Origin of the sequence: Bacillus sp. z60-11, from assembly GCF_046464135.1 — a bacterium.
Classification (GTDB): domain Bacteria; phylum Bacillota; class Bacilli; order Bacillales; family Bacillaceae; genus Bacillus; species Bacillus sonorensis_A.
In genome coordinates, this window is record NZ_JBIYSN010000005.1 from 232,746 (window position 1) to 252,845 (window position 20,100).

The 20,100-nt window shown below is 46.2% G+C and carries 24 protein-coding genes; all 24 read right to left on the reverse strand.

The genetic code is table 11. The annotated features are described in order from the left end of the window. Positions 1-163 precede the first annotated feature (163 nt). The 24 genes from cccB to ACINLD_RS15965 all read right to left on the reverse strand — a co-directional run bounded on the left by cccB (position 164) and on the right by ACINLD_RS15965 (position 19,983). Positions 164-487: a cytochrome c551 gene (gene cccB, locus ACINLD_RS15850; protein ID WP_026588922.1), complete on the reverse strand. Its 324-nt coding sequence runs from the start codon at positions 485-487 to the stop codon at positions 164-166. A gap of 45 nt (positions 488-532) precedes the next feature. After that, on the reverse strand, positions 533-1,387 hold the full coding sequence (locus ACINLD_RS15855; protein ID WP_026588923.1) for a YitT family protein: 855 nt from the start codon (positions 1,385-1,387) through the stop codon (positions 533-535). Positions 1,388-1,593: 206 nt separating this feature from the next. Next, positions 1,594-2,695 (reverse strand): peptide chain release factor 2 gene (gene prfB / locus ACINLD_RS15860; RefSeq protein ID WP_142246076.1). Its coding sequence is split into 2 segments (ribosomal slippage): positions 1,594-2,622 and positions 2,624-2,695, totalling 1,101 coding nucleotides; the frame shifts between segments, so codons are not numbered across the junction. Between the two features lie 60 nt (positions 2,696-2,755). Continuing rightward, positions 2,756-5,281 carry a preprotein translocase subunit SecA gene (gene secA, locus ACINLD_RS15865; protein WP_026588925.1) on the reverse strand — a complete coding sequence of 842 codons (2,526 nt, stop codon included), beginning with the start codon at positions 5,279-5,281 and terminating at the stop codon, positions 2,756-2,758. A 152-nt stretch (positions 5,282-5,433) separates the two neighbouring features. Then, the gene (gene hpf / locus ACINLD_RS15870; protein ID WP_026588926.1) at positions 5,434-5,997 is read right to left on the reverse strand and encodes a ribosome hibernation-promoting factor, HPF/YfiA family; all 564 of its coding nucleotides are present in this window, start codon (positions 5,995-5,997) and stop codon (positions 5,434-5,436) included. Positions 5,998-6,268: 271 nt separating this feature from the next. Then, entirely contained in the window at positions 6,269-6,646 is a 378-nt protein-coding gene (locus tag ACINLD_RS15875) for a hypothetical protein (protein WP_026588927.1), read from the reverse strand. 9 nt (positions 6,647-6,655) lie between these two features. After that, positions 6,656-6,997: a flagellar protein FliT gene (locus tag ACINLD_RS15880; protein WP_026588928.1), complete on the reverse strand. Its 342-nt coding sequence runs from the start codon at positions 6,995-6,997 to the stop codon at positions 6,656-6,658. Continuing rightward, a complete protein-coding gene (gene fliS, locus ACINLD_RS15885; protein ID WP_026588929.1) occupies positions 6,997-7,398 on the reverse strand; it encodes a flagellar export chaperone FliS in 402 nt (133 codons plus the stop codon). The genes ACINLD_RS15880 and fliS overlap by 1 nt, the downstream gene beginning before the upstream one ends. A gap of 17 nt (positions 7,399-7,415) precedes the next feature. After that, on the reverse strand, positions 7,416-8,921 hold the full coding sequence (locus ACINLD_RS15890; protein WP_026588930.1) for a flagellar hook-associated protein 2: 1,506 nt from the start codon (positions 8,919-8,921) through the stop codon (positions 7,416-7,418). Between the two features lie 18 nt (positions 8,922-8,939). Beyond that, positions 8,940-9,278 (reverse strand): flagellar protein FlaG, encoded by a 339-nt coding sequence (flaG, locus tag ACINLD_RS15895; RefSeq protein WP_026588931.1) that lies wholly within the window; start codon positions 9,276-9,278, stop codon positions 8,940-8,942. 251 nt (positions 9,279-9,529) lie between these two features. Further along, positions 9,530-10,009: a hypothetical protein gene (locus tag ACINLD_RS15900; protein ID WP_142246075.1), complete on the reverse strand. Its 480-nt coding sequence runs from the start codon at positions 10,007-10,009 to the stop codon at positions 9,530-9,532. Between the two features lie 190 nt (positions 10,010-10,199). Next, entirely contained in the window at positions 10,200-11,369 is a 1,170-nt protein-coding gene (locus tag ACINLD_RS15905; protein WP_077736085.1) for a flagellin, read from the reverse strand. Between the two features lie 145 nt (positions 11,370-11,514). Further along, positions 11,515-11,739: a carbon storage regulator CsrA gene (csrA, locus tag ACINLD_RS15910; protein WP_026588934.1), complete on the reverse strand. Its 225-nt coding sequence runs from the start codon at positions 11,737-11,739 to the stop codon at positions 11,515-11,517. Beyond that, a complete protein-coding gene (gene fliW / locus ACINLD_RS15915) occupies positions 11,733-12,164 on the reverse strand; it encodes a flagellar assembly protein FliW (protein ID WP_077736084.1) in 432 nt (143 codons plus the stop codon). Before fliW ends, csrA begins: the two co-directional genes overlap by 7 nt. Positions 12,165-12,184: 20 nt before the next feature. Then, positions 12,185-12,751: a DUF6470 family protein gene (locus tag ACINLD_RS15920; RefSeq protein ID WP_077736083.1), complete on the reverse strand. Its 567-nt coding sequence runs from the start codon at positions 12,749-12,751 to the stop codon at positions 12,185-12,187. Between the two features lie 49 nt (positions 12,752-12,800). Next, positions 12,801-13,712 carry a flagellar hook-associated protein FlgL gene (flgL, locus tag ACINLD_RS15925; protein ID WP_026588937.1) on the reverse strand — a complete coding sequence of 304 codons (912 nt, stop codon included), beginning with the start codon at positions 13,710-13,712 and terminating at the stop codon, positions 12,801-12,803. A gap of 10 nt (positions 13,713-13,722) precedes the next feature. Then, complete coding sequence (gene flgK, locus ACINLD_RS15930) at positions 13,723-15,246, reverse strand: flagellar hook-associated protein FlgK (RefSeq protein WP_077736082.1); 1,524 nt, start codon at positions 15,244-15,246, stop codon at positions 13,723-13,725. Between the two features lie 15 nt (positions 15,247-15,261). After that, positions 15,262-15,741, reverse strand: coding sequence for a flagellar protein FlgN (locus ACINLD_RS15935; protein WP_026588939.1), 480 nt, complete (start codon positions 15,739-15,741; stop codon positions 15,262-15,264). Between the two features lie 19 nt (positions 15,742-15,760). Next, positions 15,761-16,027: a flagellar biosynthesis anti-sigma factor FlgM gene (gene flgM / locus ACINLD_RS15940; RefSeq protein ID WP_026588940.1), complete on the reverse strand. Its 267-nt coding sequence runs from the start codon at positions 16,025-16,027 to the stop codon at positions 15,761-15,763. 80 nt (positions 16,028-16,107) lie between these two features. Beyond that, a complete protein-coding gene (locus tag ACINLD_RS15945; protein ID WP_026588941.1) occupies positions 16,108-16,527 on the reverse strand; it encodes a TIGR03826 family flagellar region protein in 420 nt (139 codons plus the stop codon). 58 nt (positions 16,528-16,585) lie between these two features. Then, positions 16,586-17,320 carry a ComF family protein gene (locus ACINLD_RS15950; RefSeq protein ID WP_035428518.1) on the reverse strand — a complete coding sequence of 245 codons (735 nt, stop codon included), beginning with the start codon at positions 17,318-17,320 and terminating at the stop codon, positions 16,586-16,588. After that, positions 17,277-17,561 (reverse strand): late competence development ComFB family protein, encoded by a 285-nt coding sequence (locus ACINLD_RS15955; RefSeq protein ID WP_026588943.1) that lies wholly within the window; start codon positions 17,559-17,561, stop codon positions 17,277-17,279. The genes ACINLD_RS15950 and ACINLD_RS15955 overlap by 44 nt, the downstream gene beginning before the upstream one ends. Before the next feature lie 56 nt (positions 17,562-17,617). Next, positions 17,618-18,733 (reverse strand): DEAD/DEAH box helicase, encoded by a 1,116-nt coding sequence (locus tag ACINLD_RS15960; protein WP_372708878.1) that lies wholly within the window; start codon positions 18,731-18,733, stop codon positions 17,618-17,620. A 407-nt stretch (positions 18,734-19,140) separates the two neighbouring features. Beyond that, on the reverse strand, positions 19,141-19,983 hold the full coding sequence (locus ACINLD_RS15965; RefSeq protein ID WP_026588946.1) for a DegV family protein: 843 nt from the start codon (positions 19,981-19,983) through the stop codon (positions 19,141-19,143). Between the last annotated feature and the right edge of the window lie 117 nt (positions 19,984-20,100).

Sequence of the window (20,100 nt, forward strand, 5' to 3'; positions counted from 1 at the left end):
GTTATAGGAAAAACGTAAATTCCCCCAGAAAATGTGTACTTTAGGCCTTTTCCAAGACGAAATAACCTGTTTTACCCACTTTTTCATTAGGTAAAAAGAATCATTCAACACAAAAAGAACCTTTTTCACTCCCGTGTGAAAAAGGTTCCCCCTGGGACGCTTCCTATTTTTTCTCGGAAAGCCATTTTGCAATCTCTTCTGCTTCATCTTCTTTGACAAGGTTTCCCGGCATATTGCCGCGGCCATTGACAACGATGTCTTTAATTTCTTTTTCATCATATTTGCCGCCGACTTCTTTCAAGCTCGGCGCAGAGCCGCCGGCCAGATCCTTGCCGTGGCAGCCTGTGCAGTTTTGTTGGTAAATTTCTTCCCCGTCAGATGCAGTCGCTTGCCCGCCTGTATTTTTTTCTTTGCTTTCATTGTTGCCTCCGCAGGCGGCGAGCACAAAGGAAACAGCCATAAACAGAGTAAACAGCTTCATTTTCATTTTGAGGTCAGCTCCTTTTACAAATCAATCCTATTATACCTTCGATCACGCGCGTTTGAAACCCTCTCCGAGCACCTCAGAAGCGTCCATAGCAATGACAAATGCAGACTCATCAATGTGCTTCACCAGTTGTTTCAGCTTTGTGAACTCCGTTTGGCCGACAACACACATCAGGATGGGACGTTCATCATCCGTATAGCCCCCGACAGCCGAGATTTTTGTAATGCCTCTGTCGATCTTCTTCAAAACCGCTTGTCGTACTTCTTCTTCCCGGTTTGTAATAATCATCGCCATTTTTGAGCGATTCAAACCGAGCTGAATGACATCGATCGTTTTGCTCGATATGTAAACGCCAAGCATGGCATAAAGCCCTTGCTCAATATTAAAAACGAACATCGCCGACAGCACGATCGTTCCATCTATCAGTGCCAGGCACTTCCCCTGGGACAGCCCTGTGTACTTATGAATGATTTGAGCCGCAAGCGCAGTCCCGCCTGTCGAGCCTCTCCCAAGGAAAACCATTCCGATTCCCGCTCCGATCCCGACGCCGCCAAAAATGGCTGCCAACAGCGCATTTTCCGTCGCAGGCGCGATATTCCTCGTCAGATAGACAACAAGCGGGAGAAACACAGATCCAACAAGCGTCTTTACTCCGAACTTCCCGCCAAGGATCAAGACGCCGGCGACAAATAAAGGAATATTAAAAGCCCATTGGACATAGGCCGCTTCAAAACCGAATGATTGCAGTATCGTACTGATTCCGCTGACCCCGCCGGCTGCAATCCGGTTCGGCAGCAAAAACATGTTAAATGTGACAGCGACAATCGCCGACCCTAAAAGAATGTAGCCGTAATCGCGCATCGCCTGCCAAACGTGATATCTTTTCTTGTCAAATGTCATGTATGTCATCCCCCGCACATTTCTTTACCAATCGAGAGTATAGCATTTCGCCTATTGTAAGTAAATAACAGCCGGATAACGTGTTAATCGGATAAAGCGGCAGAGGAGCAAAGGTTGTCCCGCTCTTACGACTTATCATGGACAAACGCTGACAGGTTTAGCCGCATCAAAAAAAGACACATCCGATATGGATGTGTCTCATTCATTTAGGACAGCTTTGAACGCAAGTATGCATCAATGAACGAATCGATGTCACCGTCCATGACAGCCTGCACGTTCCCCATTTCCGTATTGGTGCGATGATCTTTGACAAGAGAATACGGATGGAAAACATATGAACGGATCTGGCTTCCCCAGCCGATTTCCTTTTGTTCGCCGCGAATTTCATCGAGCTGTGCCTGCTGCTCCTCAATTCTGCGCTGATACAGCTTTGATTTGAGCATTTTCATCGCGCGCTCGCGGTTTTTAATTTGCGAACGTTCTGTTTGGCATGTGACGATGACCCCTGTCGGCAAGTGGGTGATACGGACGGCCGAGTCCGTCGTATTGACGTGCTGTCCGCCCGCTCCGCTCGCCCGGTACGTATCGACTTTAATATCTTCCGTGCGGATCTCGATATCAATTTCTTCATTGAATTCAGGCATGACATCACAGGAAACGAACGACGTATGCCTGCGGCCTGAGGAGTCAAACGGAGAAATCCTGACGAGCCTGTGCACGCCTTTTTCCGCTTTTAAATAACCGTATGCATTATGTCCTTTGATCAAAAGTGTGACGGACTTGATTCCCGCTTCATCGCCGGGGAGGTAATCAAGTGTCTCCACTTTAAATCCGCGGCGCTCAGCCCATCTCGTATACATTCTGAGAAGCATGGAGCCCCAATCCTGGGATTCGGTTCCGCCGGCGCCCGGATGAAGCTCAAGGATCGCATTGTTTTTATCATACGGCTCACTTAACAATAGCTGCAGCTCAAATTCATTGAACCGCTTTGTCAAGCTTTTCAGCTCGTCTACGAGTTCAGCCTGAAGATCAGGGTCCGGGTCTTCTTTTAAAAGATCGTGCGTCATTTGCAGATCTTCATGCGACTCGCTTAAATCTTTGTATGTGTTGACATAGTCTTTTAGGCCATTCGCTTCATTGATGATCGTCTGCGCTTTTTGCTGATCACCCCAAAAGTCAGGGTCAGCCATCTGCTCTTCTAATTCTTTAATTCTCGCTTCCTTTGCTTCGAGGTCAAAGAGACCCCCTAAAGTCCGCTAATCGAGTAGCCATATTTTCAAGTTCCTGTCTGATTTCAACTAATTCCATGTTCTTCACCTCATCATGTATTCAAGCCGGAGCAAAATAAAAAGAGGCGCACACCTCTTTTTATTCTGTTCTTCCGCAGCAGTTTTTATATTTTTTTCCGCTTCCGCAGTAACACGGGTCGTTTCGGCCGATATCGACCGCTTTGCGGACCGGTTTTTTCTTCGCCTGTTTGGCCTCATCGCCTTCTTGCGGCTGATGGGCTGTCGTCTGTCCTTGAACAACCTCTTCGCGCTCAAGGTTGTTTTCAATTTCAGCCTTCATGACGAATTTTGAAACGTCATCCTCGATGGCGGCGACCATGTTTTCAAACATGGCGAAGCCTTCCATCTGATATTCACGGAGCGGATTTGTCTGGGCGTATGCCCGCAGATGAATGCCTTGACGGAGCTGATCCATCGCGTCAATATGATCCATCCATTTCGTATCCACTTCGCGAAGAACGATCACTTTTTCAAATTCGCGCATTTGTTCTGCGCCGTATCTCTCTTCTTTTTCATTGTATTTCGTTTTGATCCTGTCAAACACAAGCTCTGTGATTTCCTCAGGCTCTTTTCCGAAAATGTCGCTCTTTTCAAGCAGCCCATCATCAAGGAAGTTCGCATTGATCAGTTCGACGAGCCCGTCGAGATTCCACTCTTCAGGCAGCTCCTCTCTCGGAGTGAACGAAGCGACGGTCCGTTCCAGTGAAGATTTGATCATGTCTTCGACGATGGAGCGGAGGTTGTCGGAATCAATCACCTCAAAGCGCTGCTTGTAGATGACCTCGCGCTGCTGGCGGAGGACATCGTCATATTGCAGAAGCTGCTTACGGGCGTCAAAGTTGTTTCCTTCGACACGTTTTTGTGAGGATTCGACCGCTCTTGACACCATCTTGCTTTGGATTGGTGTCGAATCATCCATCCCGAAACGATCGAGCATCGCCATCGTCCGCTCGGCTCCGAACCGCTTCATCAATTCATCTTCCATTGACAGATAAAATTGCGTGATCCCGGGGTCTCCCTGACGTCCTGAGCGTCCGCGGAGCTGGTTGTCAATCCGGCGCGATTCATGGCGCTCGGTCCCGATAACCGCAAGCCCTCCAAGCTCTTTGACACCTTCGCCAAGCTTGATGTCCGTTCCGCGTCCCGCCATGTTCGTCGCGATCGTCACCGCGCCTTTTTGGCCGGCGTCTTCAATGATCTGCGCTTCGCGTTCATGGTTTTTCGCGTTCAACACCTGATGCGGGATTCCCTTGTTTTTCAGAAGCTTGGAAATCAATTCAGACGTTTCGACCGCAACGGTGCCGACAAGAACCGGCTGTCCGACCATATAGCGCTGGGCGACATCCTCGGCGACCGCTTTAAATTTGCCTTCCATCGTTCGGTAAATCAAATCAGGACGGTCATCCCGGGCAATCGGCTTGTTCGTCGGAATCGTCACAACCTGCATGTTGTAGATGTTGCGGAATTCCTCTTCTTCCGTCTTCGCCGTACCCGTCATACCGGCCAGCTTTTCATACATCCGGAAGTAGTTTTGGAAGGTGATCGTCGCAAGCGTCATGCTTTCATTTTGAATTTCCAGCCCTTCCTTCGCTTCAATCGCCTGGTGGAGTCCGTCGCTGTAGCGGCGGCCCTTCATCAGACGACCTGTAAAGGAATCGACGATGATAACCTGTCCTTCTTCCACGACATAGTCAACATCTTTATGCATCGCCGCATGCGCTTTTAACGCCTGGGCGATATGGTGGTTTAATGCCACATGGCGGACATCGAACAGGTTTTCGATGCCAAACGCTTTTTCCGCCTTTGTCATGCCTTCTTCCGTCAGCTGAACAGCTTTTGTTTTAATATCGTATGTGTAGTCCTGTTCAGCTTTTAATGTCCGCACAAACGCGTTGGCCTGCACATAAAGCTTCGTCGATTTGGCCGCTTGTCCGGAAATAATCAGCGGTGTTCTCGCCTCATCAATCAAGATCGAATCGACTTCATCGATGACCGCGAAATGAAGCGGACGCTGAACCATCTGCTCTTTATAAAGAACCATGTTGTCCCGCAAGTAGTCAAAGCCGAGCTCATTGTTGGTCGAATACGTAATATCGGCGCCATAAGCCTCGCGTTTCTCGTCTTTTGACAGACTGTTCAAGTTCAAACCGACCGTCAGTCCGAGAAATTGAAAGATTTGCCCCATCTCTTCGGCGTCGCGGCTTGCCAGGTATTCGTTGACCGTCACGACGTGGACGCCTTTTCCGGAAAGCGCGTTTAAATAAACGGGCATCGTGGAAGTCAATGTTTTACCTTCCCCCGTTTTCATTTCGGCGATATTTCCTTCATGAAGGGCAATCCCCCCCATCAGCTGAACTTTAAACGGAAACATGCCGGTGACGCGCCGGGAGGCTTCCCTGACGACGGCAAACGCTTCTGTTAAAAGGTTATCAACCGATTCGCCTTTCTCAAGCCGTTCTTTAAACTCGATCGTTTTATGTTTCAGCGCTTCATCAGAAAGCTTTTCCATCTCCGCTTTGAGCGCATCAATCTCATTCGCCTTCTTTTCATAACGGCTGAGCGTGCGTTTTGTCGGATCAAACACTTTATTTAAAATTCCAAGCATAGAATAACGCTCCTCTGTAATTTTCCTTGTTTAAACAGTGATTTATATATATCAATTATCATATCACACCTTTTGTCATTTCCAAACAATTTACCGCAGATCAACGGAAAAATCCCCTCTGCGGGGCAACCGAGAGGGGTGCTGCTCATTCTTTATTCATTCGGTTCGATCAAACCGTACTTTCCGTCGTTTCTTCGATAAACCACATTGGTCAGATTGGTTTCGGCGTTCGTGAAGACATAGAAGCTGTGTCCAAGCATATTCATTTGTAAAATCGCTTCTTCATTATCCATCGGTTTTAAGTTAAAACGCTTTTGACGGACAACCTGCGGCTGTTCATCATCTGTTGCTTCCTCATGGAGAGCGGTGCCGATGCCGTTCCCTTCCGCAAATACATATTTCGGAGAACCCTTTTCGCGAAATTTGCGATTCACTTTTGTTTTATGCTTGCGAATTTGACGTTCCAGTTTGTTTACTGCTAGATCTACTGCTGTGTACATATCTTCGTGATGAACTTCCGCACGGAGAGAGAGGTCTGTCATTGGAATTGTCACTTCAACCTTTGATTCCTGATCATTGTAAAATTTCAAGTTGACCTGGACAATCGCATCGACGTTATTTTCAAAATAACGCTCCAGCTTTCCAATTTTCTTCTCGACGTGTTCTCTTAACGCTGCCGTTACCTCAATGTTTTCTCCTCTGACGTTGTACTCCATCAAAAGAACGCCTCCTTTATATTAAGGATATGTAAATACATTTCTCCTTTTCCCTTCTGAAATCCTGCATAAACGTAAAAATTATGTGAAAAATCCGTGAATTTTGACGAATTTTGTCCTTCAAGATGTCACCGATGTAAATTCCCTTTTGGAATCCTAGATATATGCAGGAACGGAAGAAATCAGAACGTTACTTTCGAAACTCGGACAAAGCCCCTCCCTTTCTAAACAAAACGGCCATACACCCGACATGCTGCCGGGCGTATGGCCATCAATGGATCACATACGGTCTCATGCATTGATGAATCGCATTCATCCATTTTCGGTAAAGCGGTAAAAAACGGTTGATCAAATCGTGGTGAAACTCAGCGGAAGGATAATTGTGATAAATCAGACGGTCAAACTCGCGGAAGACCCTGTCAAAGAAACGAATGGACGATTTGACACAGCTTGTCTCCACTATTGAAAGCAGAACCGTGTGCGATGAATCCAATTGAAAAAAAGCATAGATCAAATCGTTAAAAATCCGCTCCCCTTCCGTCTTCTCCAAGTTTTGATTCGCCTCGATCAAATAGCAAAACCCTTCTTCAATCGTAAACAAAAGCTGATAATACGTTGTTAAAAGCATATAATCCTCGGTGCTTGTCAAATGTCTCACCTATTTGCGCTTGTCATAATAGCGGCCGTCGATCGTGATATTGTTGTATGGGTTCATATACGTATTGTGCAGGGTGCGCTTCTTCTTCACTTGGATCAGCTCTTGTTTGACGGCCTGCTGCAGCCTTTTCAGCTCATCAACAATCAATGGATCCCATTCCATCACTTGAGCCATCTGGTGTTTTTCTTCAGTAGAAAGGGGAAGCTTGATCTCTTTGAGCAAGTCCTCCCGCTTCGCCAGAAAGTCTTCAATGGTCTGAAGCAGCTCATCAGTTTCCGGGGCACCCTTGATCTCTGACAGCATGTTTTTCGTTTCGCTGTATATGAGCTCTGTTCTGCTCATCATGCCTGCCCGCCTGATCCGTGCCGGCCCTGCCGTTCGATTTGCATGACCTCTTTCCACGTATCGCGAAACTCAATGACATACCCCTCGGCTTCGCGCAGGATGTCGAGATCATTATGAATATTGGCATCCACCAGGCGTCGGTAAATGTATTCGTACATGGCCGCCATCGATTCGCCTATTTCGATGCTTCTGTCAAGGGTGATGTTCAATTCCCGGATGATATTTTGCGCCTTTACCAGGTTTTCATTTTTCATTTCCATGTCGCCCTGCTCAATTCCCTGCTGAGCTTTTTTAATAAATTTCAGGCAGCCGTTATACAGCATGAGCGTTAACTCCCCGGGGGAAGCGGTGTTTACTGAATTTTGCTGGTAAGCTGCGTAAGGGTTGTTAATCGCCATTGTTTTGATCCTCCATATTATGATGCGCTAAACATCTGGCTGATGTATTCAGATTGAGAATTCATTTTTTGAATCGCCGTCTCCAACGCGGTGAACTTGTTATAGTAACGGTTTTCGATATCTTTTAAACGGTTTTCCATATCGGAGATGCTGTTTTCGACAGATGACAGACTTTTGCCCAAAATATATTGAGAAGATGCCAAACCGGAATTTCCGGCTTTTTTCTCGATTTGGTTAACCGTGTCCTCCAAGGTTTCCCGGAGTCGTCTGGCAATCCCTTTTTCCCCTGATGTCACGCCGTCCGCTTTAAATAAATTGACGACAGCCTGAGGGTCTTCAGCGATTTTTTCCTTCAGTTTATCTTCATCGATTTCCAAATGCCCGCGCAAAGAATAGATGCTTGTTGTCGTAATGCCGAATTCGGCCAGCTGCAGGGTCTGTCCATTGACAGATACGCTTTCGTACATCTTAGCCCGCATCGCGTTGGTGCTGCCTGACAAAATGGAGTCGTTGCGAAGCAATCCGCTTTTCGCCTTTTCTTCCCACAGTTTGATTTCATCCTCTGACATTGCCTTCTTTTGCTCGTCAGTCAAAGGCTGATAGTCTCTGTACTTGTTTTCGTTCAGCTTTGAATTGATTTCGTCGACCAGTTCATTGTATTTGTCGACAAATTCTTTGATGCTGTCATAAATCCCGTCTACATCGGTGGCGGTTGAAATGGTCACTGGTGTGTCTGTGTCGGCGATTCCCGTCACACCGGTGAGCGTGTACTCTACACCATTGACATTAAAGGTATTTGATGACTTTTTCATCTCAAGGCCGTTGAAGGTGATGACGGCGTCAACGCCTTCTGTGCTGGCTGTCAGGTTGTTGGAGGCATCGAGCGTGAAACCGAGCTGATCCGACATAAAGCTTGCCGTCGCAGAATCAGCCGCCTGAATCACCCCGCCGGCGCCTGTCGCATTGGACGTTAAAGCGATCGTTTCGACATAATCACCGGCTGCATTTTTAATATTTTCTTTCATCGCAGTTACGCCAAGCCCAGAGCTGTTGATTTTAGATACGACCTGGTCGAGGGTATCCGAGCTGGATATTTTGATGCTGACCGGGCTGGATTTCGTCTCTCCCGGTTTCGTAACGTTAAAAGTCAGCGTTCGGGCTGAACCTGCGGTGTAATTAATCGTACCTGTCGACTTATATGTAGACGCGGTCGCAAGGTTTCCCACCTTAATTTGTGTTGTGACATTGTTTTCTGCATTGACCGCCTTGGCCGTCACTTTTGATGTATCTGAACTTGAAACCGTTTTTTTATTGTAGTTTGTAGATAGGATCATATTATCAAAGACATATTTAGAGAACTCTTCAAGTTTCTTGTTGATGTCGCGGTAGCTGTCGCGCTGCCATTCTAAGCGCTGTTTCTTCTGATTGAGCTTGTCCAGAGGCGTTCGCTCCGCCCTCATCAAATTTTCAACCATAGAATCTATATCCATTCCGCTGGCAAGCCCGGTAATTCTTGTTACCATCACGCATTCTCTCCTTTATTATAAAGATTTATCAACAATCAAGCCCATAAACTCAGCCATCGCCGCGTAGAAATCGAGCCATTTTTTAGGCGGAATTTCCCGGATGACTTCGTTCGTTTTATTATCTACTACTTTAACAAAATATTCATTTAATTTTTCATGAAGTTCAAACTGAAGGTGAATTTGTGTTGGTTCCAGCAGGCGATTTGCTCCCTCAACCGTCTTCTGCAGTTCCGGAAAAGAAACTTCGTACTCAGCTGAATTCCCTCGCTCCTGTTCCTCAACAGGATTCGCCGCCTTTAACTGATAAGCATTCATAATCCGGTCGGAAATCGAATGGACGCTCTCAATTGACATCTATTTCATCCCCCATGCTTTGATCTATCGTTTATATCGGTTAGGTTTAGTCAAGTTCAATATTTATTGGAAAAAAACTTGTTTGGTTTCACTTGAAAAATCGATTTTAAAATGAAGCTGATTTTTTCATTGTATCATGGATTTGCTAAAGGAATGGCTGCGGATTTTGGAGGCCGCCGTTTTGCGGAGGTTCTGTTTTCGAGGCTTATCATGAAAAATCCGGACAGAAACAAGATCTGTCCGGATGTCTCTTATTCATAGTAGAGGATAGCGTTTCCTCTCAATGTAACTGGAGCAGATGTATTGTTGACAGCTTGAATCACGTATGTCTTATCAGTCGATAAAACGCTCGTGGCGAATGCTCTTGAATAATAACCGTTCACATTTGTGACATCGACATAGCTGATGACGGGGCCGACTTCATAGCTGCTGATTTTCTCCCTGAGCTGGTATCTGACTCTGGCGGAAGTGCCTTGCGCTTCCTGAAAGCCGCTGATCGTCAGGATCGTATCGTATTTGCAGTACACCGTGTCCAACGTCACTTCTCCGCCTGTCGTTGAAATGGACTTGTTCCATGCCCCGACGGTTTCAATGCTTGCCGGTTTCAAAACGGCTGATTTTACGGCCGCTGCTTGAGGCTGCGGCTGCTCAGCGGCAAAAGCGGGTCCGCTCATTGATAAAGCGAGCGCGGAAACCGAAAGCATGGAAACACAAGCTTTTTTAACATTCATCATTTAACTCCCCCTTTTTATGTCTTCAATATATCAATTAAACACGTTTCTTCCATTTACCTTCCAATAAATATGGATAATTTATGAAAATACATTCATACAAAAAAAGCTTGTCAGCCAAGGTTTTATCGAAAAACCAGGGCTGACAAGCAAAAGACCCCGGCTGTCGCCAGAGTCTTTTTTAGTCCGATTAACGTAATAATTGAAGTACGCCTTGAGGCTGTTGGTTCGCTTGCGCAAGCATTGCTTGAGAAGCTTGAGTCAGGATGTTGTTTTTCGTGTAAGACATCATTTCTTTCGCCATGTCTACGTCACGGATACGAGACTCAGCAGCCGTCAAGTTTTCAGAAGATGTATCAAGGTTGTTGATTGTGTGCTCAAGACGGTTTTGCACCGCACCAAGTTTCGCACGCTCAGCAGATACAGTGTCAACTGCAGTTTTAATTGTAGTTAAAGCTGTTGATGCAGCATCTTTAGAAGAGATGTCGATACCTTTTGTTACTACCTCTCCATTCTTAAATGCTTTATCTGCCTGGTAAACTAATTCCCCAGAAGCATCATAGTAGCCTGATTTTTTAACATCTACTTTGGCGTTATTAGAAAGTGCTTTATCTGCTGCATATACAAGATTAGTACCGTCATAGTAACCCGCACCATCTGCTCCGTTCGCATCAAATGTAGCAGTAACCGCAGTAGTACCATCTACATCAGTATAAGCCATTGAGCTTGTTCCATCAGCAGCAGTTGTGACAGTACCAACTACAGTGTTACTCCAAGTTCCAGTGACAGTGCCATCAGTGCTTGTAATAGTATCTCCTGGATTCGTTGTTTGTGAAACTTTGAAATCCGTTCCAACTTTCAAAGTTTCAGCATCCATTTTGTTGATAGACAGGCTGATTGTTTGTCCTTGGTTGGCACCGATTTGGAATGTCAGGTCTTTTGCTGATCCGTCAATCAGGTTTTTCGTGTTGAACTCGGTGTCAGTTGAAATTCTTTTGACTTCAGATGCAAGCTGATCCATTTCCTTTTGCAGCTCGGCACGGTCAGTGTCCGTGTTTGTGTCGTTGACCGCTTGTGTTGCAAGCTCGTTCATGCGTTGAAGGATGCTGTGTGTTTCGTTCAATGCACCTTCAGCTGTTTGGATAAGAGAAATGCCGTCTTGGGCGTTTCTTGAAGCCATGTCCAAGCCGCGGATTTGCGCGCGCATTTTTTCGGAAATCGCAAGTCCGGCAGCGTCGTCACCAGCGCGGTTGATGCGAAGACCAGAAGATAGTTTCTCCATGTTTTTGCTGGCAGCGTTTGAACCAGCAGTCAGTTGGCGGTGCGTGTTCAGCGCCGCGATGTTGTGGTTGATTCTCATTTTGTTTTCCTCCTTGAAATGGGTGTCGAGCACGTCCATGTGCATCGTTGCGGCAGTTTCCGGGTATCGCGTTCACCCTTGTCCTGCTACATCCTTTATATCGGAGTGGAGGATAGTTTGTTTAGCTTAAAAATGAAAAAAATCCTCACTTTTTTTGTGAGGACAAGAGAGCGAGAAAGTCGTTGGAGATGGAAGCGGCCCGGCTGTTTTCTTCCTGAATCGACAAATAGACTTCCTTGCGGTGAATATCGATATGCTTGGGAGCGCTGATGCCGATTTTGACCTGGTCTCCCTCAACGGCAACGATCTTCACTTCAATATCGGCGCCGATCTGGATCGCTTCATTCAGTTTGCGCGTTAAGACTAACATGGGGATCCTCCTATCAAGTGCTTTGTCGTATAAGAGGTGTCGTGCAAAATGACTTGCTTCGCGCGCTTATTGGTGCGATTGACAATAATCGGCGCACGCAGATTGGCTGTCGTTTTTTCAAATGGATCTTCAATCGTCAAAATGACCATCACTTCGACATCATCGACCTTCTCAATTTCAAGAAGCTCAGCCGTGGCATCGTCAAGGTCAAACCCGTATTCTTTAAAAAAGATGAACGGGCTGGCGACGATAAACGCGAGTTCTTCAGTTGCCGTCGATTGGAGGACAAGAAACGGGGAATCTTCGGAAAGCGGCAGGATGACAAATGTTTTCTCATCGACAAAGCCGGGAATCCCGTTTTCCATCACCAAAATTTGCTCTTCATTAATAGGCATTTCACCGTGGTATTTCGTTTTAATGATCATCGTTCACGATCCTTTGCTGATTACTTTTGCTGCGGATACTCCACATCTATTTTTAACTCCGGATATTGAAGCATGTCAACCTTTACATTGCCGGGTGTATATTCAATCACCGGTTGATTAGGCTTCGCTTCAATGACCGGTTTGTGCGGCACCGCATGAATATCAACTTTTGATGGTGTATAATCGATTTTCACTCTTGAGAACTCCGGTGTGAAATGGACACCGATCTGAATCGGTTCAGGCTCGGTGTTTCTTCTCGCCTGATCGGCGATCGGATCGCCTTCATTTTCGATCCTCATCAGTTCGTCCCCTTCTTCAGCGGTTCTCGCGAGTCCGTCAAGCCAATCTTGATGGCCTTGCTGGGCGGCCTCTTCAATTCTTTTGAAAATATGCTTCCTGTCTAAGTCTTCCCAGGCTTTCGTCTGGTCAATCGTAAGCTTTGAAGGCGTGGTTGATATCTTTAATTCCGCCGGCGGCTGCTCGATTTTCACATCGGCTTGCGGCTGTTCGATTTTTATGTCCGGCGGTGTCGTCGTCAACCCGATTCGTCCCGGTGTATTTTGCATGATCAACCTTGGTATTTGCATGCTAGCTACCTCCTTTTGCCGAAAAAAAGCAACTCCAAAAGAGTCGCTTTTATTTTAAGAAGTCAACTAATGTCGGCTGAACAATTTTCGCGTTTACGGACAGCGCCGCTCTGTGCACGCTTTGCTGTGTAATAAAGTCTGTGATGACTTCTTCAAGTTCAACATCTTCATTGTCTGACAACACTTTTGTTGAAGTCTCTTCTTGTACGCCCAGCCTTGTTTCGATCAATTCAAGCCGATTATAGCGCGCTCCTACATCAGACCGTTCCGCGCTCATTTGACCGGTAAATTTGTCAATATCTGCTATGACAGCGTCCATATCATCCAAGGAATTCGAATTCAACGCATCTTCAAGAGACGACAGCATTTCAAAGACATTTTGCCCGCTGTCTGATTTTCCGCCGAAAGCCGAGTTCGGGTTTGAGTTCACATTTAATGTTGCATTTGGAGAGACATTAATGTTCACATCTGAAGAACTTGTATAGCTTTCAAAATTATACGTATAAGTGCCGTCCGCATTTTTTACGATTGGAGCGACATCCGAGTTCGTTCCATTGAATAGGTAGCGGCCATTGACCTGTGTATTGGCGACTTGAATCAGCTGTTCCTTTAATTGGCCGATTTCGACTCCGATGGCCTTTAACTCTGTGTCACCATTTGTATCATTTTTCGCATTGACAATCTTGTCCCTGATTTGCCCCATGATGTCAATACCTTCAGTTATGTTCGTTTCCGTGTTTTCAAGCCATGTGAATGCTTGGGAAACATTGCTTTTGTATTGCTCAACCTGAGACAGCTGTGTATTGTATTTCAGGCTTTTCATCGCGACGATCGGATCGTCCGACGCCTTCGTGATTTTTTTCCCTGTTGAAATCTGTGTTTGCAGCTTATCCAGCTTTCCGTAGCTGGAGCTGATGTAGCGCAAAGAATTTTTTGCGATCATGCCTTGGGTTACCCGCATCGCTCTTTACCTACCTTCCTACGACACCCATGCCGTTAATAATCTTATCGAGGATTTCATCCTGCAGCGTGATCATTCGCGCCGCTGCATTATAAGCATGCTGAAATTGGACCATGTTCGTCATTTCTTCGTCGAGTGAAACAGCACTCACCGACTGCCGGTTTAATTCGGCTGAATTGAGCTGCGTCTCCGAATTCGCAAGAAGCCTGTTGACTTCTTGTCCTTGCACACCCATTTCTCCGATCATACCGGCGTAATAGTCTAAAACCGTCGTTGTTTTCTCACCGATCTGAAACTTTTTCGTAAAGACCTCCGCCAGATTTGTCGCATTTGAGTTATCGCTCGTCTCACCGTTCAGAGATGCGGCGATATTTTCTCCCTTGGAATCCATGATATCATCGGCCACTTTGATTTTAGCAGCGGCTCCTTTGGCAGGTTCGGCCTCTCCGCCGGTGAATTCAAAGAACGCGCCGCCAGGATCACCGGAATAAGTATATCCGTTTTGATGGACTGTATTGAATTCCTTTGCGAATGCGAGGGCCATCTCATCAAGGTCGGCAAGCATTTCAGGATATACACCCTTCTCTTCGCCACTGGACATGTGGCCGTAAGATTCGATTAAGCCCAGAAGCGAACCTTTGCTGGTAAATGAATCGATGCCGATGTCCGTGCCGCCGATTGAAACGCTTGTCACAAGGTTCGTGTCATTGTCATAGTTGACTTTCACATTCGCAGTTGTGAAATTTGGCCCGTCAAGAATTTTCCCGAGAGACTGACCATTGCTGTCAAGAATTTCAACGGAAGCAATTCCTTGGGCCCCAGCTTGTGGATTGCCTCCCGATTTACTGTAGCTGACTTTGATATTGACCATTGAAGACAGCTGATCAAGCAGCATATCCCGCTTATCGTACAAATCATTCGGCAAATAGCCGTTCGGCTCGACCTGTGCAATTTGGTCGTTCACACTGTTCAGCTGTGAAAGGACGGAATTAATTGACAAAACATCTTGTTCAATCTGATCCCCCAAATTGGTTTGAACGGTTGTCAACGATTCATACAAATGGTTAAACGTCTCGGCTACCGCCTTTCCTTTTTGGGCGACAACCGAACGTGCGCTTGGTTCGTGTGCATTGTTCGTCAATTCCTGAATCGAATTCCAAAAGGAATTAAGAACACTGTTCAAGCCTGTCCCATTCATCTCATTCATAATGCCTTCCATTTGTTCATAGGCATCGGCCTTCGCATTGTAGTATCCGACATTCGTGTTCTGCGTCCGGTATTGATAGTCGAGAAAGCTGTCTCTGACCCGTTCTACCGTGCCGACCTCGACGCCTGTCCCCATCTGTCCGGCAAGACCGATGGAATTCATTGATACCGTCGGGTAAGGTGTTGTCGATTTAAATGTGGCGCGCTGTCTTGTATAGCCCTCGGTATTGGCGTTTGAGATGTTGTTTGATGTGACGCTTAAAGCGGACTGCTGTGCAGACAACCCTCTTTTGGCGATTTCCAGCCCTAAAAAAGTTGGATTTGTCATCTTTTCCCCTCCGTTTTACGCTTTTGAATCGAATAAAGAAAGCCGTTTTGTCCCGCTGCCTAATTGATTTGGCTGCTGATCTTTTCCATAGTTCGAACCGCCTTCTTTCGGCATAAGCAAGTCAAAGGTGAGCGAGATGAATTGAAGCGACTGAAACGTCAGCTGCTTATTCAAGTCGTTCACATCCTTTAAACGGATGAGAAGCTTGGAGAGCTTGGCGAATAACTGTTCAAGCGTCCTTTTTTCATCTCCTTCAGCTGCGCTGATACATGCGCTGATGGTGGCATCCGTGCTTCCGAGGCAGCCTTTCGTCGCTTCAATGCGGGATTGCTCCGTTTGTTCAATTGCCTGCACATACTTTTGTTGTTTCGTCACGATTTCTGAAAGCTCTTTAATCTCATTTGTCTTCAGCGCCTCCGTTTTTTGTTCGGACAGCGTCAAAAGATGCTCATGCAAAACGCACAAGCGCTCCAGCTCTTCAATCACCCGTTTCACTAAACGTCTTCCTCCCTTCTTATTTTTCCTTATAAAAATGAACCATTTTTTCAGCGATGCCTTTGCCGTCTACCTTGTATGTCCCATTTTCCACGGCTGCCTTCAGCTGGGCAATTTTCTCCTGGCGTTCCTTCATTAAAGCAGGACCTTGCTGGAGCTCCTTTGCTTTTGCAGAAATTTCGACTTTATCTTCCTGCTTGGCTGCCGCCTGTGCAGATGGCGTTTGTTTTTCAAAAGATTTATGATAAGAATGAACAGATTGTGTTCCGTATTGATTGATTTTCATGGGATTCCTCTCACTTTCCGTCATAGTTTGTCTATGATCATACTCATTTTATCGTCTGAGCTGCAAGGTAGTTTAGGGAATCAATCATTTTTGGGCTGAATGGTATAGTATGTGCCTTTGGAACTATTCGTTTTCTGTTTTTCAAGCTGTTCCAACTGATCCAATTGACTCATTTGCGAAGCCAGGTCTTCATCACAAGGCTTGCAATAACGGCCTTCACGAATCAAGGTGCCGCATCTTTCACATGGATAGCCAAGGTTCGGGAAATTGGAAATATGGATGCGTTTCTGCCTGATAAATTTCAGAATCAGCTCTTCCTCAACCCCGGTTTTTTCCACGATTTGAATCATCGTAGACTGGCGGTTTTCCTGCTTCTTCAGAAATTTATATACCTTTTCAAATGAACGTTCTTCTTCTTTGAGACATGAATGGCAAACGGTTTGAAAGCTGCTTTTCATAAACAATGCATTACATCTTGGACAATTCGCCAATTGATTCATAAACTTTGACCCCTATCCTTAAATTCTAATTTATATATCGGCAGGGAAAAGAAATGATTTAGCTTCGAATTAATGTGTAAGATGATACCAAATCGGCTCCTCCGTCAACCTTCAGGCACCGGGCTGCATGGTGGAGAGTTGCGCCGGTCGTATACAAATCGTCAATCAGCATGACATGGAGACCCTTTACAGATCCTTTGTCCGTTTGAAAGACGTTTTTTTCTTTAAGGCGCTCCGCTCTGCTTTTCTTGGATTGTTTTTCATTTTCCGTTCTGATCAATGGATGGATGACGGGTCTTTTTAATAAGGAAGCAAGCAGCTCCGCCTGATTAAAGCCTCTCTCGATTTTGCGTTCCTCGCTTAAAGGAATCGGCACGAGTATGGGATGAGAATGGCGGCAGTATGTTTGAAAGGCGCGGATAAATGATGGGGCAAAAGCGAAGACAAGTTCGGCATCGCCTCTGAACTTAAAGCGGGCGAGCGCGTCTTTCATAAAAGAGTTGTACAGATAAACGGAGCGGTTTTGCTTGAGAAGTGAGCGTGTTTTCGGATCGGCTTCCCATTTTAAACAATCCCGGCAGAGCCTTTCACTGTCCTGCGGCCTGCCGCATTTGCGGCATACGGTTCCTTCGATCTTGTTAAAGCTCTCTTTACATTCCCGACATATCTTTTCTTCCGTTCGCAAAAAGAACAAGACACGCCATGAAAGAGAATGTGAAAGAGGCGCTTCACAGATTAAACAATTCAGCTCATCCTCTTCCTTTCTGTTGATTTTCGCAATACGGATTTTCATTCACCTTTCTTGCGGCTTCAGCCAAGGTGACAAGCATGGACGTATTTTTTTGTTTATCAACTAGCTCTGCTTTGATGTAAGTTAGCTTTGACGCATCTGTGACATATTTTGGCTTGACCGCGTTTAAAGCAAGGGCGAGAACATCTTCTTTGCACCTTTCGCACATGCAATCCATATGCAGCTGGTCGATATACTGATCAAACAATTCTTCCAAAACAGCTTCTTTTGCATTGACTAACATTCCGGCACCGCTCCTCAATTTTCATATCATGAGTATACTGTACCATGAATATCGGACTAGTCAACCAATATTTCCTTTTTAGCCAATTTATTCATATCGCGAATATGGCGGCAGGCCGCATTCATGCTCTTTGTTTTGCCAAAGTGAAAAAAACAGACGTCTCCCCAAGGAAACTGCGGGTGTCTGCCGGCTCTGCCGGCGATTTGGACAAGCGCGCTTTCGCTAAAGACGGCCGACTCCGCACCGAGCACCCCGACCTGGACTTTTCTGACCGTCACTCCCCTTTCCAAAATGGTTGTCGTCACCAGTACATCAAGCTTTTCTTCTCTGAACAGCCCGACTTTCTCATTTCTGCCGGGGTCGTCTGCATAAACGCTCTCGACTTGGAATTGCGCTTTTTTTAATAGGAATGACACTGATTTGAGAATTGGAATCGAGGGAACAAATAAAAAAACCGGCTGCTGCAGCTCTTTATGCTTGAAAAGCCATTGCATTATTACGGGCGGCAGTTTTCCCTTGTCGAGTCCTCTCTTCCAGTTCCCGCACCACCTCATAACAGGCTCAGGCAATGGCTTGCGGTGATATCTGGAGGGTATCTGCACAGTGCGGAGCTTGCCATTTTCAGCGCTTCGTTTCATTTCTTCCGATGGGGTGGCGGTTAAATAGATGCGGGCGCTTTGCGGTTTTTGCGCTTTTTGAACAGCATATTGCAGTGTTTGGTCAAGAGAAAATGGAAAAGCGTCGACTTCATCGATGATGATCACATCAAATGCTTTTTTATAGCGGAGAAGCTGATGGGTTGTTGAGATGACAAGCGGTGCAAGCTTCCCTCTGTCCGGACTTCCGCCATATAATACGGCGATGTCCAATCCTTTAAATGCGGTCTGCAGCCGCGGGGCGAGCTCCAGCACTACATCCGTTCTCGGCGTGGCGATGCATACCCTTAAACCTTTGTTTAGCGCAAACTCAATTCCTTGAAAAAGTATTTCTGTTTTGCCTGAACCGCAAACCGCCCAGACTAAAAGCTGCTCTTTTTGGCGGATGGCATCGACAATCATTCGCGCCGCTTTTTCCTGTCCGGCCGAAAGAACACCTTTCCAGGTCATGCTGACCGGCGGCCATGCCGAAGAACCGCCGCCTGTCCATGTCAAAAGCGGCGTGCATTCGCTCACCCTTCCCATCATTACGCAGAAACGGCAGTATACACAGTCTTTTTGGCATATTAAACAAGGATATTGCGCAAAACGTGACGGATCGCGCTGGCCGCACCTCATGCAGATCAAGCCCTTTGCCGTTTTTTGAATCGGTGTTTCAGCCTTGATGAGTCCGTTTTGTATATGCCATTCTACGGCGCTGTCCGGAAAGGGAAGCTCGCTTTTCAGAAGCTGGCGCGCCTCCAGAAGAGCCTGCAGGTTGCCGGTATATGCGGATGCCTCATGTTCGATTCAGACCACCTCCAATCACGCATTCAGTATCTATCATTCCCGTTTTCTTGTAAAATCGGGAAAATCGAAAAACAGCGGTCTGAAAACGGCTCAAAATGCAAAAATCCCCGTTTTTCTAAAAACGGAGATTAGCATTATACTATATACCAGGCAATGCCCATTGCCCCTTCACCAAGGTGTGTGCCGATTACAGGGCCGAAGTAGCTTTTATAAAATTCGACATGAGGATATTGCTGTGACAGCTTTGCAATGATTTGATCGGCTTCCTCTTCGCGGTTGGCGTGAATCACGACCGCTCTGAGCGGTTTGCCTTTTCCGGCATCCTCGCCGAAAAGCTCATACAAACGGTTTAACGCTTTTTTTCTCGTCCGGATCTTTTCAAAAGGCACGATCAACTTATTTTCAAAATGGAGAATCGGCTTTACTTTTAAAAGGCTTCCGACAAACGCCTGAGCGCCGCTGAGCCGCCCTCCCCTTTGCAGATGGGAAAGATCGTCGACCATGAAATAAGCCCTCATCGAGATTTTCATGTGCTCCAAATGGCTGAGGATGTCTTCGGGAGCCGCCCCTTTTTCCGCCATCTCAGCCGCTTCGATCGCATAAAAGCCCTGCGCCATGCAGCTGATTTCCGAATCGAACGGATACACTTTAATATCATCAAGCATTCCGCCCGCGGATACAGCGCTGTTAAACGTTCCGCTGATTCCGCTGGAGAGATGGATGCTGATGACCGCATCATACGACGCAGCAAGCTTCTCATAGAGAGAGATCATTTCTCCGTATGCCGGCTGTGAAGTCGTCGGGAGATTTTGATGGGCTTTTACTTCTTTATAATAATCCTTCCAGCTCATATCAATCTCTTCCCTGTATGAAGCCTCGCCAAAAATAACATTGAGCGGTATCATATGAATATCATAGCGATCCCGCAGTTCTTTGGGGATATAAGCTGTACTGTCTGTTACTACTGCTGTTTTCATGAAATAAACCTTCCTTATGAAAGATACTCTTATCTATTTTAAAAGAAAAGCAGTCGTTTTTCATTATAAAATTTGATTTTCAAGAAAAAGAAAAGACCTGCCTGATGGCAAGTCCAC

What these genes read in the sequence shown, in the direction of transcription:
- cccB (WP_026588922.1), bottom strand. Translation starts at nt 487, where the DNA reads ATGAAAATGAAGCTGTTTACTCTGTTTATGGCTGTTTCCTTTGTGCTC.
- ACINLD_RS15855 (WP_026588923.1), bottom strand. Translation starts at nt 1,387, where the DNA reads ATGACATTTGACAAGAAAAGATATCACGTTTGGCAGGCGATGCGCGAT.
- secA (WP_026588925.1), bottom strand. Translation starts at nt 5,281, where the DNA reads ATGCTTGGAATTTTAAATAAAGTGTTTGATCCGACAAAACGCACGCTC.
- hpf (WP_026588926.1), bottom strand. Translation starts at nt 5,997, where the DNA reads ATGGAGTACAACGTCAGAGGAGAAAACATTGAGGTAACGGCAGCGTTA.
- ACINLD_RS15880 (WP_026588928.1), bottom strand. Translation starts at nt 6,997, where the DNA reads ATGAGCAGAACAGAGCTCATATACAGCGAAACGAAAAACATGCTGTCA.
- fliS (WP_026588929.1), bottom strand. Translation starts at nt 7,398, where the DNA reads ATGGCGATTAACAACCCTTACGCAGCTTACCAGCAAAATTCAGTAAAC.
- ACINLD_RS15890 (WP_026588930.1), bottom strand. Translation starts at nt 8,921, where the DNA reads ATGGTAACAAGAATTACCGGGCTTGCCAGCGGAATGGATATAGATTCT.
- flaG (WP_026588931.1), bottom strand. Translation starts at nt 9,278, where the DNA reads ATGTCAATTGAGAGCGTCCATTCGATTTCCGACCGGATTATGAATGCT.
- ACINLD_RS15900 (WP_142246075.1), bottom strand. Translation starts at nt 10,009, where the DNA reads ATGAATGTTAAAAAAGCTTGTGTTTCCATGCTTTCGGTTTCCGCGCTC.
- ACINLD_RS15905 (WP_077736085.1), bottom strand. Translation starts at nt 11,369, where the DNA reads ATGAGAATCAACCACAACATCGCGGCGCTGAACACGCACCGCCAACTG.
- csrA (WP_026588934.1), bottom strand. Translation starts at nt 11,739, where the DNA reads ATGTTAGTCTTAACGCGCAAACTGAATGAAGCGATCCAGATCGGCGCC.
- fliW (WP_077736084.1), bottom strand. Translation starts at nt 12,164, where the DNA reads ATGATCATTAAAACGAAATACCACGGTGAAATGCCTATTAATGAAGAG.
- ACINLD_RS15920 (WP_077736083.1), bottom strand. Translation starts at nt 12,751, where the DNA reads ATGCAAATACCAAGGTTGATCATGCAAAATACACCGGGACGAATCGGG.
- flgL (WP_026588937.1), bottom strand. Translation starts at nt 13,712, where the DNA reads ATGCGGGTAACCCAAGGCATGATCGCAAAAAATTCTTTGCGCTACATC.
- flgK (WP_077736082.1), bottom strand. Translation starts at nt 15,246, where the DNA reads ATGACAAATCCAACTTTTTTAGGGCTGGAAATCGCCAAAAGAGGGTTG.
- flgM (WP_026588940.1), bottom strand. Translation starts at nt 16,027, where the DNA reads ATGAAAATCAATCAATACGGAACACAATCTGTTCATTCTTATCATAAA.
- ACINLD_RS15945 (WP_026588941.1), bottom strand. Translation starts at nt 16,527, where the DNA reads ATGAATCAATTGGCGAATTGTCCAAGATGTAATGCATTGTTTATGAAA.
- ACINLD_RS15950 (WP_035428518.1), bottom strand. Translation starts at nt 17,320, where the DNA reads ATGAAAATCCGTATTGCGAAAATCAACAGAAAGGAAGAGGATGAGCTG.
- ACINLD_RS15955 (WP_026588943.1), bottom strand. Translation starts at nt 17,561, where the DNA reads ATGTTAGTCAATGCAAAAGAAGCTGTTTTGGAAGAATTGTTTGATCAG.
- ACINLD_RS15965 (WP_026588946.1), bottom strand. Translation starts at nt 19,983, where the DNA reads ATGAAAACAGCAGTAGTAACAGACAGTACAGCTTATATCCCCAAAGAA.